At 34.2% G+C, this 14,826-nt stretch carries 10 protein-coding genes and 1 tRNA gene; 7 read left to right on the top strand and 4 right to left on the bottom strand.

Annotation, left to right across the window (positions count from 1 at the left end):
• Positions 1-26: 26 nt before the first annotated feature.
• Positions 27-1,058, bottom strand: a complete 1,032-nt coding sequence (locus tag P2W75_RS02985; protein ID WP_207298052.1) for a LacI family DNA-binding transcriptional regulator — start codon at positions 1,056-1,058, stop codon at positions 27-29.
• 235 nt (positions 1,059-1,293) lie between these two features.
• Here P2W75_RS02985 and P2W75_RS02980 point away from each other — a divergent pair, with 235 nt between their 5' ends.
• The 4 genes from P2W75_RS02980 (at position 1,294) to P2W75_RS02965 (ending at position 9,993) form a co-directional block, all read left to right on the top strand.
• The gene (locus P2W75_RS02980; protein WP_207298051.1) at positions 1,294-4,275 is read left to right on the top strand and encodes a TonB-dependent receptor; all 2,982 of its coding nucleotides are present in this window, start codon (positions 1,294-1,296) and stop codon (positions 4,273-4,275) included.
• 35 nt (positions 4,276-4,310) lie between these two features.
• Positions 4,311-5,915, top strand: a complete 1,605-nt coding sequence (locus P2W75_RS02975) for a RagB/SusD family nutrient uptake outer membrane protein (RefSeq protein ID WP_276378843.1) — start codon at positions 4,311-4,313, stop codon at positions 5,913-5,915.
• A gap of 20 nt (positions 5,916-5,935) precedes the next feature.
• The gene (locus P2W75_RS02970) at positions 5,936-7,033 is read left to right on the top strand and encodes a SusE domain-containing protein (RefSeq protein ID WP_276378842.1); all 1,098 of its coding nucleotides are present in this window, start codon (positions 5,936-5,938) and stop codon (positions 7,031-7,033) included.
• An 83-nt stretch (positions 7,034-7,116) separates the two neighbouring features.
• On the top strand, positions 7,117-9,993 hold the full coding sequence (locus P2W75_RS02965) for an alpha-amylase family glycosyl hydrolase (protein WP_276378841.1): 2,877 nt from the start codon (positions 7,117-7,119) through the stop codon (positions 9,991-9,993).
• 113 nt (positions 9,994-10,106) lie between these two features.
• On the opposite strand, the gene P2W75_RS02960 is transcribed toward P2W75_RS02965, so the two are convergent.
• The 3 genes from P2W75_RS02960 to P2W75_RS02950 all read right to left on the bottom strand — a co-directional run bounded on the left by P2W75_RS02960 (position 10,107) and on the right by P2W75_RS02950 (position 12,171).
• The gene (locus tag P2W75_RS02960; protein ID WP_207298047.1) at positions 10,107-10,334 is read right to left on the bottom strand and encodes a DUF6814 family protein; all 228 of its coding nucleotides are present in this window, start codon (positions 10,332-10,334) and stop codon (positions 10,107-10,109) included.
• 13 nt (positions 10,335-10,347) lie between these two features.
• Complete coding sequence (locus tag P2W75_RS02955) at positions 10,348-11,844, bottom strand: MFS transporter (RefSeq protein ID WP_276378840.1); 1,497 nt, start codon at positions 11,842-11,844, stop codon at positions 10,348-10,350.
• Positions 11,845-12,098: 254 nt separating this feature from the next.
• A tRNA-Phe gene (locus tag P2W75_RS02950) sits at positions 12,099-12,171 on the bottom strand.
• Positions 12,172-12,269: 98 nt separating this feature from the next.
• On the opposite strand from P2W75_RS02950, the gene P2W75_RS02945 reads away from it, so the two are divergent.
• From P2W75_RS02945 to lptC, 3 genes are read left to right on the top strand one after another with little or no spacing between them, the layout of a single operon-like run.
• Positions 12,270-13,004, top strand: a complete 735-nt coding sequence (locus P2W75_RS02945; protein ID WP_276378839.1) for a type III pantothenate kinase — start codon at positions 12,270-12,272, stop codon at positions 13,002-13,004.
• A complete protein-coding gene (locus P2W75_RS02940) occupies positions 12,997-14,223 on the top strand; it encodes a hypothetical protein (protein WP_207298043.1) in 1,227 nt (408 codons plus the stop codon). The genes P2W75_RS02945 and P2W75_RS02940 overlap by 8 nt, the downstream gene beginning before the upstream one ends.
• Before the next feature lie 50 nt (positions 14,224-14,273).
• The gene (lptC, locus tag P2W75_RS02935; RefSeq protein ID WP_207298042.1) at positions 14,274-14,825 is read left to right on the top strand and encodes an LPS export ABC transporter periplasmic protein LptC; all 552 of its coding nucleotides are present in this window, start codon (positions 14,274-14,276) and stop codon (positions 14,823-14,825) included.
• Position 14,826: the final 1 nt, after the last annotated feature.

Below are 14,826 nucleotides of genomic sequence, written 5' to 3'. Positions count from 1 at the left end.
TTTGGAATTTATTGATTTTAAGAAAATTAGTCAGTAGATTCTCTTTTTATGAGATGTGTTTCTATAACTTCTGTGGTGTAATTTTCGGTATGTTCTTCATCATCGTCCTCTTCGGCTTCTATGCGTTCAATAAGCATTTTAGCAGCCTTGTTGCCCATTTTTTCACCACTTTGGCTTACAGTCGTAATAGTTGGTGTTGAGTATTTTGAAATAATTCCGTCAGTAAAAGCAATTACGGCTAAATCTTCAGGAACTTTTAATCCCATTTTGTTAGCTGTTTTGATAATAGTTACGGCAAAAAGCTCATTTACAGCAAAAACGGCGTCAAAAGCTCTTTCATGTAAAAGCTGGCTGATGGTTATTTCGCAGGTTTCTACATCTTCAATTTTAATAATTAATTCTTCATTGAATGGAATTCCATTGTCGAGAAGTGCTTTTTCGTAACCGTCGGTTCTAAGCTTACCCACACTTACATAATCCACTGTTGTCACTAAGGCAATTTTTTTTCGTCCGCTGTCAATTAAGCTTTGAACAGCTTCATACGCAGCGGCTTTGTCATCAATAATAACTTTATCGCATAAAATGTCGTTTGTAACACGATCGAACATTACAACGGGCATTCCTTGATTGATTACTTCGGTGATATGATGAAAGTCGCCTTTGTACTGAGTTTCTTTAGAAAGAGACATGATAAAACCGTCGATACTTCCGTTGGCAAGCATCTCCATATTTAGAACTTCTTTGTCGAAAGAATCGTCTGACACACAAATAACTACACTGTATCCGTGCTCGTTGGCAACCTGTTCGATTCCATTGATTACAGTAGAGAAAAAATAATGTACAATTTCGGGAATAATGATACCAATACTTTTTGTTTTTCGGTTTTTTAAACTAAGGGCAATGTTGTTTGGTTTGTAGTTGTAAAACTTCGCAAAAGCCTGAACTTTTAGACGTGTTTCTTCTCCAATTTCGAGACTGTTTCGAAGTGATTTAGAGACAGTTGAAATGGATACGTCTAATTCCTTTGCGATCTGTTTTAGGGTTATTTTGCGTTTCATGGTATTAGTTGAAAAAAATCTAATTAATAATAAAGGTATCTGATATTTTTATAATTGACAATTTTAACGCTAAAAGATTACAAAATATAGAAAGTTTTCAACACTACCACGTTTTCGTAAAGTAATAAAAATTGTCTCTCGTTGAGCATGTTAATAAATTCATAATTTTGGAATTCGAAGTAAAATTAAAAACTTAACTAACAATCACAAACTCAAACTAATTTAAACAAAAAGTATGAAAACAATTTACAAAAAGTTGTTATTTTTATTCCTATTGTTGCCTTTTAGTGTGTTAGCTCAAAACACTCTTACAGGGACTGTTGTAGACAAAGCGACAGGTCAGCCAATACCGGGAGTAAATGTAAATGTACAAGGTGCTCCAAATGGTGCATCAACAGGATTTGATGGAAATTACCAGCTGTCAAATGTTAAAAGCGGAAGTAAAATCGTAGTTTCTTTTATTGGTTACAAAACGCAAACGATTGATTACGCTGGTCAAAAAACTCTTAACGTTTCTTTAGAAGAAGATACAAACCAGCTTCAAGAAGTTGTAGTACAGGTAGGTTATGGTACTGTTAAGAAAAAAGATGCAACAGGATCTGTATCTCAAATCTCATCAAAAGAATTTAACAAAGGAATTAACGTAACTCCAGAAAGTTTAATCGGCGGACGTATTGCTGGTGTGAATGTTGTTGGAGGAGGTGCTCCTGGAGCAAAAGCTGATATTAGAATTCGTGGAGGATCTTCTTTAAGTGCTTCAAATGATCCATTGATTATTTTAGATGGACTTCCTTTAAGTAATGCGGTTCCAAGTGGTGCTACAAGTATCTTATCTACAATTGATCCTAATGATATTGAGTCATTTACAGTTCTTAAAGATGCTTCTGCAGCTGCAATCTATGGTTCTCGTGCAGCAAATGGTGTAATCGTAATTACTACTAAAAAAGGAACTAAGGGTGGTGTAAAAGTTAATTTTAGTTCACAAGTTGGTGTAAATACAATAGCTAATACAGTTGATGTATTAAATGCAGATCAGTTCCGTGCTTTTGTAAATGAAAAAGGATCTGATGCTCAAAAAGCATTAATGGGCACAGCAAGTACAAACTGGCAGAAAGAAATTTTCCACACCGCTTTGACAACAAACAATAATATCTCTGTAAGCGGTGCTTTATTTAATAAATTGCCAGTACGTTTATCTGTTGGAAATGTTGATAATCCTGGAATTTTAAGAAATACTTCTTTTGAAAGAACTACGACATCGATATCGTTAAATCCAGTTTTATTTGATAATCACTTAAAAATTGATATTAGCGGAAATTTATCTTTCAGCAAAAATCAATTTCAAGATGAAGACGCAGTTATTGGTTCGGCAATTAGCTTTGATCCTACACAATCTCCTTATCAGGCAGGTTCTCGTTATGGAGGATATTTTGAATGGTTAGAATCAAACGGAAACGTAGCCTTATTACCTGCTAAAAACCCGCTTGCGAGAATAAATCAAGAAGACAAAAGATCTAAATCTACCAGAAAATGGGGTAATATTAGTATTGACTATAAATTCCACTTCTTTGAAGATTTAAGAGTTGTGGCAGAAGCTGGTATTGATAGATTTGACAGCAGCGGTTACAATAGACAAAGTACAGAAAGCGTTTTAGGATACCAACCAAATCCTTACAGCAGTGGGAACTGGGTAAATTTAGGAAACTATGATACTTACACTGACGATCTTCAAAACAAAAATTTAAATACTTATTTTGTTTACAGCAAAAATTTAGGAAAACTTAAATTAGACGCTACAGCTGGTTATAACTATCAGTTGTTTCAAAAAGAAAAATACCAGTCTGGAGCACTTACACAGCCAGCTGCAACTAGAAATGAAGATGTTATAACTGATCCAGACATCAATTTACAATCGTTTTTTGGTCGTTTGAATTTAGGTTGGGATAGCAAATATTTATTGACTTTAAACTACAGAAGAGACGGAACTTCACGTTTTTCTGAAGAAAACAGATGGGGTAATTTTATGGGAGGTGCTTTTGCGTGGAATATCGCTCAAGAGTCATTCCTAAAAGATAACGAAACACTTTCAAGTTTAAAATTGAGAGTAGGTTATGGTACAACGGGTCAGCAGGATATTTCTGCTCAGTACGATTATTTACGAAGAGTAACACTTGGTACAGTTAATACTCAGTATGTATTTAATGGTGTTGTTTATAGAACAGCTAGACCAGAAGGATATAATCAAAATATCAAATGGGAAGAGTTGGCAGAGATGAACATTGGTCTTGATTTTGGATTCTTAAAAGATAGAATCACTGGATCTATTAACTATTTTGATAAAAAGTCATCAGATTTATTAGCTGATGTATTGGTTCCTGACGGAGCTAACTTAAGAAATCAAGGATTTAATAATATTGGTGATTTAAGAACTAAAGGTCTTGAATTCAGTCTTCAATCGGATATTATTAAGAAAGATAACTTAACATGGAATGTTGCAGTTAATGCTACTTATTTAGATCAAAAAATTGAAAGTTTAGGTCAAACAGTTGAAGGTTTCCAAGGTTACGAAGTAGGAGATAATATTAAAGGAGGAAATGGAAATAAAGTGTTGATCAATACTGTTGGTTATGCTCCAAATTCATTTTTTGTTTACGAACAATTATATGATGCAAACAAAAAGCCAATTGCAGGAGCTTATGTAGATAGAAATGGAGATGGTAAGATTGATGCTTCAGATCGTTACAGATACAAGAAACCAACAGCAGATTATACATTTGGTTTGTTCTCTACTTTAAACTACAAAAAGTTTGATTTTACAATGAACTGGAGAGCAAGTTTAGGAAATTACATTTTTGATAACGTAAACTCTAATATGGGGTATTCTGATGCTGCTTTAAGAAGACAAACAGATTTATCAAACGTAAGTTCAGATTACTTGAATACAGGATTTACTTATGAAGATAATGGAACTCAACGTTATTTATCTAATTACTATGTAAAAGATGCTTCTTTCATAAAATTAGACAACGTAACTGTAGGTTATACTTTAGATAAAGCTTTGTTAAAAGCGGCATCTTTAAGATTCTCAGCAGGTGTTCAAAACGTTTTTGTACTTACAAAATATGATGGTTTAGATCCGGAGAAATTCAACGGAATTGATGGTAACGTTTATCCAAGAGCTAGAACTTTCTTGTTTGGAGTGAATGCAAGTTTCTAATAGTACATTGAAAAACAAAATTTAAAACATACAAAATGAAAATATCATTTAAATATATATCTTATTTCTTTCTATTCATTCTAGGAATAAGTATGACGTTTACTTCGTGTACGGACGATTTAAACGTTACGCCAAAGGATGATGATGAATTTTTATCTGAAACCTTTTTTCAGGATCCTGCATCGTACAAACAAGTATTAGCAAAACTATACGCTGGTTTATATGTAGGAGGTAATGACGGTGATGGACAGGCAGATATTGCGGGTCTTAGTGGAGATTTCAGCAGTTACTTACGTCTTCTTTTTGTAACTCAAGAATTTACAACAGACGAAGCTATTATTGCTTGGGCCGATGGTACTTTACCAACTTTAAATACACAAACATGGTCTCCTCAAAATGAGTTTTTATACGGAACTTATTCTAGAGCATCGTATCATATCAGTTTGGCAAATGAGTTTTTGAGACAAACTACTGAAGAAAAACTTAATGCAAGAGGTGTTGATGCTAATTTAAAAGCTGAAATCGCCACTTTTAGAGCTGAAGCACGTTTTTTAAGAGCTTTTTCTTATGTTAATTTAATGGATTTGTTTGGTAATGTGCCAATTACTACAGAAGCAGATCCAGTAGGATTCTTTTATCCAGTACAAAAATCAAGAGCAGAAGTTTTTGCTTTTGTAGAATCTGAATTAAAAGATTTAGACAGCAGTCTGCCAAACGCAAGAACAAATGAATATGGAAGAATTGATAAAGTGGCTGCTAAATTTTTATTAGCTCAGATTTATCTAAACTCTAAAGTATATACTGGAACAGAAAGAAATAATGAAGTAGGTACTTTATGTACTGAAATCATTAATTCAGGATACACATTTGCAAACGTTCCTTATACTTATCTATTTTCAGCAGATAATGACAAAAATGGTGCTCAAAACGAATTTATTTTCCCAATCATTAGTGATGGAAATGCAATTAGAGCTACTGGTGGAGGAATGAGTTTTATTCTTCATGCCTCTATTGGAGGAAGCATGGATGCGGCTTCAAGAGGTATGGACGGAGGATGGCAAGGTATTAGAACTCGTAAAGAGTTTGTAGCTCTTTTCCCTGATGCGACAGCGACAGCAGATAAAAGAGGAACTTTCTATACTGATGGTCAGTCTTTAGATATTAACAATGTTGGAACTTTTACAGATGGTTACGCTGTAACTAAATATATTAACAAAAAATCTGATGGTTCCCCAGCTCAAAGAACAGACATTCCAGATACAGATTTTCCTGTTTTCAGAATTTCTGATGCTTATTTAATGTATGCTGAAGCAGCAGTTAGAGGAGCTAGTACCGCTAATATTGCAACCGCAGTAGGTTATATTAACCAAATTAGAACAAGAGCACAAGCGGCTACAATATCTGCTGCAAATTTGAATCTTGATTTTATTTTAGCAGAAAGAGGAAGAGAATTGTTTTGGGAATGCCATAGAAGAACAGATTTAATTCGTTTTGGTAAATTCACAGGTGGAGATAAAATCTGGCAGTGGAAAGGTGGTACGATGAATGGGAATGCTACAGAGTCATATAGAGATCTTATGCCTATTCCTGCTAAAACAATTCAGGCAAATCCAACTTTGAAACAAAATCCAGGTTACTAATATCTATATAAGACAGTAATATGAAAAATATATATAAAATTTTAATCGCATTTATTGGTGTATTAGCGGTTTCATGTAATGCTGATGCTGTAGATGAAAGACCAGTTCTGGATTCTGTTAAAGTTCCAGAAATTACTGCACCTGCAACAGGGCAGGCTTATGTTTTGGATGTTGAAAAAGCACAACAAGAAGTAGTTAAGTTTGCTTGGTCGGCAGCAGAATATTCAACAAATGTTGTAATAAAATATACTTTGTTGATTGATAAAAAAGGAGGAGATTTTACTGCGGCTAAAACACTTGCAGTTACAACTAATGTTACAGAAGCTTCTATCTTAGCAAAAGACTTAAATCAAACTGCAATTGATCTAGGTGGTAAACCAGAAGTTGCTGCAATGTATGATGTAAAAATTGCTTCTAATGTGTCTGGAGGATTTGTGCAAACCGGAAAAGGTGTAATCACAATTTCGGTAACTCCTTATGTTGGGAAAGTTGACTATAATTTCTCAGATTGGTATTTAGTTGGTGATGCTACAGTTTCTGGATGGGATAATAATAAAGGAAACCAAATCTTATTCAGAAGCGGAACAAATGCTAATGAGTATGTGTTTACAGGATTCTTTAAAAAAGGATATTTCAAAACCATTAAAAACTTAGGAAGTTGGGCTCCAATGTATGGAGGTGCTAATGGTGCTTTAGTTTATAGAGCGACAGACGGCGACGCTGATCCTGCAAGCATTGAAGTACCTGCTGATGGATACTATAAATTTAAAATGGATGTTCAAAAGTTAACCTATACATTTGAACCATACGCTGCTGGTGCTACAGCTCCGATATATTCTACAGTAGGTATCATCGGAAGTGCTACTTCTAAAGGATGGGATGCTTCTACTGCAATGGTAAAATCTTCTTTCAATGCACACATTTGGACACTGGGTGTAACTTCACTAAATGATGGTGAAATGAAATTTAGAGCAAATGATGCTTGGGATGTTTCATGGGGAGGTAAAACAGCTTTCTCTGGAGGTGGAACAGGAGATAATATTCCAGTATCAAAATCTAAATATCTAATTTATTTTAATGATTTAGACGGAAGTTATGTGATGATTCCTAATCAATAAAAACTTCAGTTAATAACTGAAAAAGGGCTATCTCCAGATAGCCCTTTTTTAATCCAACTAACTATTTAGCTAACCACTATATTATGAAAAGAACTTTACTAATACTATTTTTATTGCTTTCTTTTGCTGTTTCTGCTCAAGTGCAGACAGTAACATACACAATAAATCCTGCAACATTTGATGATACTACATCAATTACAATTACAATTAATGGTAGCAGTGTCGATGAAACTTCGTGGGGAATAAGTGCAACTCATGCTTTATACCTTTGGTCTTGGTCTTATGATGTAAACGATACAAATCAAATGGATTCTCCGTCCAATGGTTCTTGGACTGCTTCAAATGAAGCCAGCAAATTTACATACAACGCAGGAACAGATACATATACAAAAACCTTCACACCATCTGTATATTTTAACAGAAACGGAATAGGCAGAATTGGTTTTCTTGTAAAAGCAAAAGATGGTACTGGCGATAAAAAATCTCAGGATATTTTAGTTGAAGTAGGATCTTTTCAAGTTTCTTTGACTTCTCCCATAGAAAACAGTACTACAATTATTTCTTCTGGAACGAATTTTAATATTACAGCCACAAATACAAACGGAGCAGCTAGTTATACTTTAAAAGCGAATGGAGTAACTTTGAATACTAATGCAAGTACTTCTGCTTATTCTTATACGCATACGAATGTTACCGGAAATCAGACTTATGAATTAATTGCAGTTCAAGGAGCAACGACAATTTCGAAGAAATTTTCAGTAGTGGTAAACCCAAATACAGTTTCTCAAACGATGCCGGCTGGTTTGGTTGATGGTATTAATTACAATGCTTCAGATGCTACAAAAGCAACTTTGGTTTTGGATGCGCCTTTAAAAGATTTTGTTTATGTTGCTGGAAGTTTTAATAATTGGCAGCCAACATCGGCGTATGCCATGAAAAAAGATCCAGCGTCAGGAAAATTCTGGTTGGAATTAACTGGATTGGTTTCTGGTGTCAACAATACCTATCAATATTGGGTTGTAGATGCAACTCCGCTTGCTAATTCACCTGCAATGGTAAAAACGGCTGATCCGTATTCTACTTTGGTTTTATCACCATATGATGATCCTTGGATTCCAAGTACTTCTTACCCAAATTTACCTGCTTATCCTATTGGACAACAATTTGAAGTTACGGTTTTAAAAACAGGGCAGACTCCTTACAATTGGCAGGTTACCAATTTTGTGAAGCCGGCAAAAGAAAAACTGGTGGTCTATGAAGTTTTAGTTCGCGATTTTGATGCAGCAAGAAATTATCAAAGTTTAATTGATAAAATCGATTATTTCAAAAACCTGAAAATTAATGCGATCGAATTAATGCCGGTAATGGAGTTTGAAGGTAATGAAAGCTGGGGTTACAATACTTCATTTCATATGGCTTTGGATAAATTTTATGGTACTTCAGATAAATTGAAAGAACTTATCGATTTGTATCATCAGAACGGAATTGCAGTAATTCTTGACGTTGCTTTAAATCATGCTTTTGGACGAAATCCAATGGTAAGAATGTGGATGACAGATCCTGATGGAGATGGTTTCGGATCTCCTTCGGCCGAAAATCCATATTTTAATATGACTGCAAAACATAGTTATAGCGTAGGGGAAGATTTTAATCACCAGTCTTTAAAAACACAATACTATGTGAATCGTGTTATCAAACAATGGATTGAAGAATATAAAATCGATGGTTTCCGTTGGGATTTAACTAAAGGATTCACTCAGGCTTGTACAGCATCTGATGAAAGCTGTACAAATGCATATCAGCAGGACAGAGTGGATATTTTGAAAAAATACGCTGATTTTTCATGGAGTATCGACCCAACACATTATACTATTTTTGAACATTTAGGTACAGATACTGAAGAAAAACAATGGGCAGATTATAAGGTTAATGAAACGCCAAGCAAGGGAATTATGATGTGGGGAAAAATGACCAATCCTTACAATCAATTATCAATGGGATATGCTACAGATAGTAACATTTCAAGAATGGCAAGTTCAAGCCGTGGTTTTACAGCAAATCGTTTAATGGGATATGCTGAAAGTCATGATGAAGAACGTTTAATGTATAAAAATGTACAATACGGAGCTTCAAATGGATCTTATAATGTAAAAACATTAAATACGGCTTTATCAAGAATGTCTGCAATTGGAGCAGTTTCGTTATTGGTTCCAGGACCAAAAATGATCTGGCATTTTGGAGAATTAGGAATGGATGATTCTATTTTTACTTGCAACAACGGAACGGTAAATGATGAATCAGGAACACTTCAGGGAGATTGTAAATTAGATACAAAACCACAACCTCAATGGACAGAAAACTGGTTAGGCGATTCAAACCGCAGCAAGATTTACAATGATTGGGCAAAAATGATTACCCTTAAAACAACCGAGCCTGTGTTTTTAGGAACGCCAACAATTGCAAATGCAAACTCATTAAGTGTAAATATAAAAATTACAAATGCGAGCCTTGCTGCAACACAATTAAAAGATGTTGTCATTATCGCCAATTTTGATACTACAACACAAAATGTTGCAACAGGATTTCAATATACTGGAACATGGTATAATTTAATGGATAATACAACCATTACTGTTGCCAATGTAAACACACCAATAAGCCTGAATCCAGGAGAATACAGAATTTACGGAAACAAAACGGCAAATCTGGCAATAGAAGATTTTGAAAAAGGAAATTCAGTAAATCTTCATCCAAATCCAGTTTCTAATTATTTTACTTTAAATACTGCTTTTGCAAAAGTTGAAGTGTATTCGCTTTCGGGGCAATTAGTGAAAAGTTTTGCCTCAAATACCAATAAAGATTTCCAATTTGGAGTGAGTGAATTACAAGCAGGATTATACATTGTAAAAGCTTCAGACGAGAATAATAAAACTCAGGTAATGAAATTTATTAAAAAATAAATCTTGAAAATATATCTAACAGATTAAAAATTTGGTTTGGTTAGTAATGCAAAAGGGCTGTTCTATTGAAAAATAGACAGCCCTTTTCTGGTTTAGTTGTTTATTGTTTTTGTTTATCTTTTTCTATCGTTATATTCTCCAATCACGGCAAAATAACCAAAAGTTCCTAAGCCTAAAACAATCAGCGGAGTCAGGATAAAGAGTATGATAATCCCGAAAACCAAATCATCCTGCTGATCTGATAATAATTTTGGTAAGCCAAATTCAAACACACAGAAATAAGCAGCTGCAATTGCTAAAATAACCCATAAAACGCCTAATGCTTGTTTGATTTTGTCCATGTTTTTTTAATATTTAAAGGTGGTTAGTTTTATTTTTATTGTCTACGTAAATCATTCCAATTACAAAGCAGATAGAAGCAATAATAATAGGATACCAAAGTCCGTCAAGGTAAAAATCGCTTTTTCCGGCTGCCTTGGCATGCGTTACAAAATACGTTGAAATCGCCGGTAATAATCCTCCGAAAATTCCATTTCCTACATGATAAGGAAGTGACATTGACGTATATCTAATTTTAGTTGGAAACATTTCTACTAAAAATGCGGCAATCGGACCATAAACCATTGTAACAAATACTACTTGAATAAAAACCAAAAAAATCAACGTCCACTCATCAGAAGAATTAATATTGATTACAGTACTGGTTTGAGATTCTTTCGCATTGCTAAAATCTGTCTTTTTTTGAATATACGTAGTACCGTCAGTAAAAGTTTTTGATATAGTGGTTATTTTGTTGTTATCTTTCGTTGTTTCAGTGCTTTGTGTGGTTTTTTCTACAATTTCAGTTTTATATGAAATGTCGGTTGTGTTATACATCATCTTATAAATTGGTCTGTAGAATAATATTGCCAGAAGCATTCCAAACATCATAATATATTTTCGGCCTACTTTATCGCTTAACCATCCAAAAACAATAAAAAATGGAGTTCCCAGAAGCAATGCAATTCCAAGTAAACTATCAACCTGAGATGAATCTACATTCATAACCGTTTTCATAAAACTCATTGCATAAAATTGTCCAGTATACCAAACAACACCTTGTCCCATTGTCGCACCGAACAAAGCCAGCAACACAAATTTTAAATTGTATCGGTTTCCAAAACTTTCTTTTAACGGATTAGCACTTGTTGTTCCTTCTTTTTTGGCTTTTGCAAAAACAGGAGATTCATCCATATTTTTTCTAATAAGATACGAAACGCCAACCATTGCTATAGAAACCCAAAAAGGAACACGCCATCCCCATACATCAAAAGCTTCTGACGAAAGTATGCTTTTTGTTGCCAAAATAACCATTAAAGAAATAAATAATCCAACAGTAGCTGTGGTCTGAATCCAAGAAGTCCAATATCCTTTTTGACCCACTGGAGCATGTTCGGCTACATAAGTTGCTGCGCCGCCATATTCACCGCCAAGTGCAAGTCCTTGCAATAAACGTAAAATCAAAACTAATAAAGGTGCTAAAAAACCAATAGTTTCATAACTCGGAATACAGCCTATTAAGAAAGTTGAACCTCCCATTAGTAATAGCGTTGCCATAAACGTATATTTTCGGCCAATAATATCTCCGAGTCTTCCAAAAAACAAAGCTCCGAAAGGTCTTACTACAAATCCAGCTGCAAAAGTGGCCAGAGTAGATAAAAATGCAGCAGTTGGATTATCACTTGGAAAAAATTTAGTAGAAATAACAACAGCTAAACTTCCAAAAATATAGAAATCGTACCATTCAATCATGGTGCCCATAGAAGAGGCCGAAATAACTTTCCAAATCCCTTTAGTAGAAGTCTTACTCATAAAATAGATTTATGTTCTTAATAATTATTAGAAACTAAAAATATGATTTTACGAATATAGAGGATAATTTTTTATTCAGTTAGTACTTTTTTAACAAAATATATTTATTTATTGACATTGCATTGTTAGTTGTTTAACCACAAAGTGCGGAAAGTAATGTCAATATAGGGAATGTTTAAAAGCTTTGCGGATTTTGTGTAGCCTTAACAAAAAGTATAAAAAACAAAAACCCGAATATTGCTATTCGGGTTTTGTGGTACCTCCAGGGATCGAACCAGGGACACATGGATTTTCAGTCCATTGCTCTACCATCTGAGCTAAGGTACCGTGCTTATTGCGGGTGCAAATATAAAACCATTTTTGATTTGTGCAAAACATTTTAAAGAAAAAATCAATTCGTATCTTCGCAAAAACAAAAAAAGAATATGATTTTAACTGTTGATGTTGGAAATACTAGAATTAAAGCAGCTGTTTTTGAGGGAAGTACAGCATTGGAGAATTTTAGTTTTGACAAAAGTAAACTCACTGAAAAAATTGAAAAAATTTTGGAAAAATTTCCGAATTGCTCTGATTTGGTTGCTGCATCAGTAGGGGAAATCGAAAAAGAATCCTTTTTAGCTTTCGAAAAACAGTTAAGAGTGCATTTTTTTACCCATGAAGATATTTTTCCTTTTCATAATAAATATGCGACACCTAAAACTTTAGGTATCGATCGTATGATTCTGGCTGCTGGAGCGACCCTGCAATTCCCAAAACAAAACCGATTGGTTATTGATGCTGGAACCTGCATTACCTACGATTTTATCGACGAAAATGACAATTATCTGGGCGGAGCGATTTCTCCAGGACTTCGTTTACGATACGAGTCCCTGCATAATTTTACGGCCAGACTGCCGTTACTAACTTTAGAAGCGCCTGACAATTATATAGGAAACTCAACAGCACAAGCTATACATTCGGGTGTGGTTAACGGTTTCGTCTATGAGATTGACGGTTTTATCGATGAATATCGGGAACAGTTTTCAAATTTTATAATAATTTTAACGGGTGGTGATGCAGAATTTTTGGCTAAACGATTAAAAAATACCATATTTGCCAATTCAAATTTCCTACTAGAGAGTTTGAACCAAACATATCAATATAAAATCGACAATGATTAAAAAAATTATAATAAGCGCTTGTCTGCTTATTTCATTCGTTTCGTTTGCTCAGCAAGGTACTTCTTCACCATATTCTTTCTACGGAATTGGAGAAACAAGATTTAAAGGAACTCTTGAAAATAGAACTATGGCTGGAGTTGCCGTAGAGCAGGATAGTATCCACCTTAATATTGAAAATCCGGCAAGTTATGCCAGTCTTGGTCAGACTACTTTCACCGTTGGAGGAACTTTTGGTACAAACACAATAAAAAGCAGCAGTGAATCTTCAAAAGCACAAAGATCAACTTTTGATTATTTAGCAGTTGGAATTCCGTTAGGTAAATTTGGTGCTGGTTTCGGATTACTGCCTTTGTCTTCAGTTGGGTATAAAATTTCAGATATAAATACAGCTCCAGGAGCAGTTAGCAGCCAGCTTGAAGGAAAAGGTGGTGTGAACAAAGTGTTCTTTGGATTAGGATATAAAATCACTCCAAAATGGAATATTGGAGCTGATTTACAATATAACTTTGGTAAAATTTCAACAACAAGTATTGAAGCCGTTACTGATGTTCAAAATGCCACAAGAGAAACCAATTCTTCGGAACTTTCTGGTGTAAATTTTAATTTAGGTACGATGTATCAAACTAAAATAGCTAAAAAATTAAACTTATATACAACTTTAAATTATACATTCGGTAGTACATTAAATTCAGATACTTCAAGAATCATTGAGGTAGATGGTGATCCGGATGCTGCTATGGGAGATCCTGTAAGCACTAAATTGAAACTTCCAAACAAAATTACCTTTGGTGCAGGGATCGGACAGCCTAGAAAATGGTTGGTAGGTACAACGCTGGCTTTTCAGGGAGAAGGACAACTAGCAAATTATTACAACACAAGAGATAACGTAAGATACGAGAAATATACCAAATATGCTCTTGGAGGATATTATATTCCTAATTACAGTTCATTTGCAAGCTACTTCAGCAGAATTGTTTATAGAGCAGGTTTGAAATATGAAAAACTAGGTTTAGTAGTAAATAACGAATCTGTAAACGATGTTGGAATGACATTAGGAGCGGGTTTTCCAATTACTGGAACTTTTTCAAATGTAAACTTTGGAATTGAGTTTGGTAAAAGAGGAACCACATCTGCAGGATTGGTTCAAGAGAATTATATGAACTTCAGTTTAAGCTTCTCGTTTAACGACAGATGGTTTGTGAAGAGTAAATTCAACTAAACATAAGTTTATATTTTTATAAGCTCACTACAATTTAGTACTTTTGGCAAATGAATTTACCAAAGAGATATAGTGTATTGATTGCTGCTAGTATTGTTCTTACAGCTTTTTATGGCTGTGAAAGCAATTTTAAGGAAGTTCAGAAAATTAATTTTTCTGAATTTGTTCCAGGTAGTGATGCAGATACAGTTAATATTAAATACACCGATTCAGGGCGGATTACCGGCGTTTTAATTAGTCCTAAAATGCTGGATTATTCTAATCTGAATTTTCCTTTTACAGAGTTTCCTAAAGGAATAGACGTTACTTTATATGATAAGAAACAAAAACGTACTTTTATAAAAGGGAATTATGCGGTTTCTTATAAAGACACTGGAATAATTGATTTGATCGGAAAAGTCAAAATTACATCTGAAGACGGACAAGTGCTTGAAACAGAACAATTGTATTTTGACCAGAAAAACGAATGGTTTTACACCGAACGAAAATTCAAACTTACAGATGCTAAAGGAGTTTCATTTGGTCAGGGAATTGATTTTAGCAAAGATTTTAAAGTGATTAATTCACAGCGAATAAGCGGTGAAATTGAATCAAACGAATAAA

Source organism: Flavobacterium sp. H4147, assembly GCF_029360735.1.
GTDB classification, from domain to species: domain Bacteria; phylum Bacteroidota; class Bacteroidia; order Flavobacteriales; family Flavobacteriaceae; genus Flavobacterium; species Flavobacterium endoglycinae.
This window is presented reverse-complemented; position numbering and strand designations above follow the sequence as displayed.

Coding starts and splice junctions, on each gene's coding strand:
- P2W75_RS02975 (WP_276378843.1), top strand. CDS start 4,311: ATGAAAATATCATTTAAATATATATCTTATTTCTTTCTATTCATTCTA.
- P2W75_RS02945 (WP_276378839.1), top strand. CDS start 12,270: ATGATTTTAACTGTTGATGTTGGAAATACTAGAATTAAAGCAGCTGTT.
- P2W75_RS02960 (WP_207298047.1), bottom strand. CDS start 10,334: ATGGACAAAATCAAACAAGCATTAGGCGTTTTATGGGTTATTTTAGCA.
- P2W75_RS02980 (WP_207298051.1), top strand. CDS start 1,294: ATGAAAACAATTTACAAAAAGTTGTTATTTTTATTCCTATTGTTGCCT.
- lptC (WP_207298042.1), top strand. CDS start 14,274: ATGAATTTACCAAAGAGATATAGTGTATTGATTGCTGCTAGTATTGTT.
- P2W75_RS02985 (WP_207298052.1), bottom strand. CDS start 1,058: ATGAAACGCAAAATAACCCTAAAACAGATCGCAAAGGAATTAGACGTA.
- P2W75_RS02940 (WP_207298043.1), top strand. CDS start 12,997: ATGATTAAAAAAATTATAATAAGCGCTTGTCTGCTTATTTCATTCGTT.
- P2W75_RS02965 (WP_276378841.1), top strand. CDS start 7,117: ATGAAAAGAACTTTACTAATACTATTTTTATTGCTTTCTTTTGCTGTT.
- P2W75_RS02970 (WP_276378842.1), top strand. CDS start 5,936: ATGAAAAATATATATAAAATTTTAATCGCATTTATTGGTGTATTAGCG.
- P2W75_RS02955 (WP_276378840.1), bottom strand. CDS start 11,844: ATGAGTAAGACTTCTACTAAAGGGATTTGGAAAGTTATTTCGGCCTCT.